This window comes from uncultured Methylobacterium sp. (assembly GCF_964251405.1).
GTDB lineage: Bacteria > Pseudomonadota > Alphaproteobacteria > Rhizobiales > Beijerinckiaceae > Methylobacterium.
In genome coordinates, this window is record NZ_CAXUJR010000005.1 from 61,489 (window position 1) to 64,565 (window position 3,077).

Consider the following 3,077-nt stretch of genomic DNA (forward strand, 5'->3'; position numbering starts at 1 on the left):
CCCTCATTCGCCCGCAATCAACGCCTTGATGCGCAACGCGAGGGCCTCCATCACGAACGGCTTCGTGAGGACCTGCATGCCCGGTTCGAGGTGTCCGTTGCCCAGCACCGCATTCTCGGCGTAGCCCGTGATGAACAGGACCTTCAGACCCGGCCGCGCCACCCGTCCCGCATCCGCGACCTGCCGACCGTTCATCCCGCCGGGAAGGCCGACATCGGTGACCAGCAGATCGATGCGGACGTTCGACTGAAGCACCTTCAGCCCCGCCGCGCCGTCAGCGGCTTCGATGGCGGTATAGCCGAGATCTTCCAGGACCTCCGTCACCAGCATCCGCACGGTCGGCTCGTCGTCGACGACGAGCACCGTCTCGCCCTGCTCGGCCCGCGGCGCCTCGGAGAGGTCCGATGCCACGCCCGCCTCCTGCGCCTCCCCATAGTGCCGGGGCAGGTACAGGCACATGGTCGTGCCCTCGTCGAGCTCGGAATAGATCCGCACCTGCCCTCCCGATTGCCGGGCAAAGCCGTAGATCATCGACAGGCCGAGGCCCGTGCCCTGCCCGATCGGCTTCGTCGTGAAGAAGGGGTCGAAGGCCCGCGCGATCACCTCGGGGGTCATGCCGGTGCCGGTATCGGTGACGCACAGGGACAGGTACTGGCCGGGCGGCAGGTCGCGGTCCCGCGCCATGCGCTCGTCCATCCACTTGTTGGCGGTCTCGATGGTGATGCGACCCCCGTCCGGCATGGCGTCGCGGGCGTTGATGCACAGGTTCAGGAGCGCATTCTCGAGCTGGGGCGGATCGACCAGGGCCGGCCACAAACCCGCCGACCCGACCACCTCGACGGTGATGCCGGGACCCACCGTGCGCTGGATCAGATCCTCCATACCGGCGATGAGGCCGTTGACGTTGGTGGGCTTGGGGTCGAGCGTCTGCCGCCGCGAGAAGGCGAGGAGCCTGTGGGTCAGGGCGGCCGCCCTCTTCGAGGCGCCCTGCGCCGCGTTGAGGTAGCGATCGATGTCGGTGAAGCGACCCTGCGCCATGCGGGTCTGCATCAGTTCGAGGCTGCCCGAGATGCCGGCGAGCAGGTTGTTGAAATCGTGCGCGAGACCGCCCGTGAGCTGGCCGACCGCCTCCATCTTCTGCGACTGACGCAGGACCTCCTGCATCGTCGAGAGCTCGGCCGCCGCCGCCTTCTCCGCCGTGACATGCCGGCCGCTGGCGTAGATGAGATCGTCCTCGGGCGCGGCCACCCACGAGATCCAGCGGTAGCCGCCGTCCTTGTGCCGGTAGCGGTTCTCGTAGGTCGGCAGCGCATCCTGGGTGGCGTGGGACAGCGCCCCTTCCGTCGAGGCCACATCCTCGGGAACGACAAAGTCGAACACCGTGCGGCCGAGCATCTCGTCCGGCGTCCAGCCCAGGATCGTCGTCATCCCCGGGTTGACCGCCCGGAACACGCCGCGTGTGTCGATGACGGCCAGGAAGTCCTGGGAGTTGCGCCAGAGCCGGTCGCGCTCGCGCGTGCGCTCCCCGACCCGCTGCTCCAGCGTGGCATTGAACTCGCGCAGCTCCGCCTCGGCCGCGACGCGCGCCGTCTCGTCGCGCAGGGTCAGGACGGCGCCGATCTGCACGCCGGTCTCGTCGCGCACGGGCCGGGCGTTCCCGACCGCCAGCACCTCTTCGCCCTGTGGGCGGCGGATGCGCCAGCGGGCCTCCCTCACCGTCTCGCCACCCACCGCGCGGACCAGCGGAAGCTCGCTCGTCGGGTAGGGGCGCCCATCCTCCGTCAGCAGATGGTAGCTCTCGCTGTACTCGCCCGGCGCGATGTCGAGGCGGCCGACCCCATGGATGCGCGCCGCGGCCTCGTTGACGAGGGTGATGCGCCCTGTGGCGTCCGTGACGATGACCCCCTCCGCGAGCTGACCGAGCGTCGCGGCCTGCTGGGCAGCGAGGTTGCGCGCGCGCGCCTCGCTCACCCGCTGCCGCTCCTCCGCCTCCCAACGCTCGTCGATGTCGATGACCGAGCCGACATAACCGAGAAAAGCACCATCGTCGGCAAAGCGCGGGCTCGCCGCGTCGATGGCCCAGCGATGGACGCCGTCGGCCCGGCGCAGCCGGTACTCGACCCGGAACGGCGACCGGGTGGCATTGGCCGAGCCGAACGCGTCGCCGGCGCGCGCCCTGTCGTCGGGGTGGGTGGCGTCGAGCCAGCCGTATCCCTGCGCCTCGGCCTCGCTCTGCCCGGTGAACTCGTGCCAGCGCCGGTTGAGGTAGGTGCAGTAGCCCGTCGGGTCCGTCACCCACATCATCACCGGAGCGTGGTCGGCCATGTTGCGAAACCGCGCCTCGCTCTCGGCCAGGGCGTCGGCCTGGGCACGCCGCTTCGTCTCGTCGCGGGCTACCTTGATGAAGCCCTGTTCGCCCGGAAGCGGATGGACCGAGCCGTTGAGGAAGACGCGGGTTCCGTCGGCCCTCAGGTGCCAGCGTTCGTCGGGCGCAGAGCCCGTCCGCGCCGCCGTCGTCAGCTCCTGCACGTCGATGCCGGCGGCGCGGTCCTCGGGCGTGAAAATCATCGATGCCGATCGTCCGATGGCCTCCCGTGCGCTCCAGCCGAGAACGGCCTCGGCCCCGGCCGACCAGTCCGTGATGAGGCCCTCCGCGTCGATGGTGAAGATCACGTGGTCCCTGGCGCCCTCCAGGACGAGCCGCAGCCGTGCCTCGCTCGCCTGCAGCCGGCGCTCCGCCACGACCTGCCGGGTCGTCTCCATGCAGGCGCAGAAGATGCCCGCTACCCCTCCCGTCCCGTCGCGCACGGGCGTGTAGGAGAAGGCGAAATGCGTCTCCTCCGGAAAACCGTTGCGCTCGACGAGAAGCGCGATGTGGTCCCTGTTGACCGGGACCCCTGCGAAAGCCTGCGCGAGGATCGGCATGAGGTCGTTGCGGATCTCCGGCCAGACGCTCAGGAAAGGCTGCCCGAATGCGCTCGGGTGCCTGCGGCCGAGGATCTCCGCATAGGCATCGTTGTAGAGCAGGATGCCGTCGGGTCCCCAGGCGATGAACATGGGCTGATCGGCGCCGAGCA

Annotated in this window: 1 protein-coding gene; it reads right to left on the bottom strand. The window is 69.7% G+C overall.

The window, feature by feature from the left end; all coding sequences use genetic code 11:
* Positions 1–3 precede the first annotated feature (3 nt).
* Positions 4–3,057 carry a PAS domain S-box protein gene (locus tag ACFE7U_RS02170; protein ID WP_375408086.1) on the bottom strand — a complete coding sequence of 1,018 codons (3,054 nt, stop codon included), beginning with the start codon at positions 3,055–3,057 and terminating at the stop codon, positions 4–6.
* Positions 3,058–3,077 lie beyond the last annotated feature (20 nt).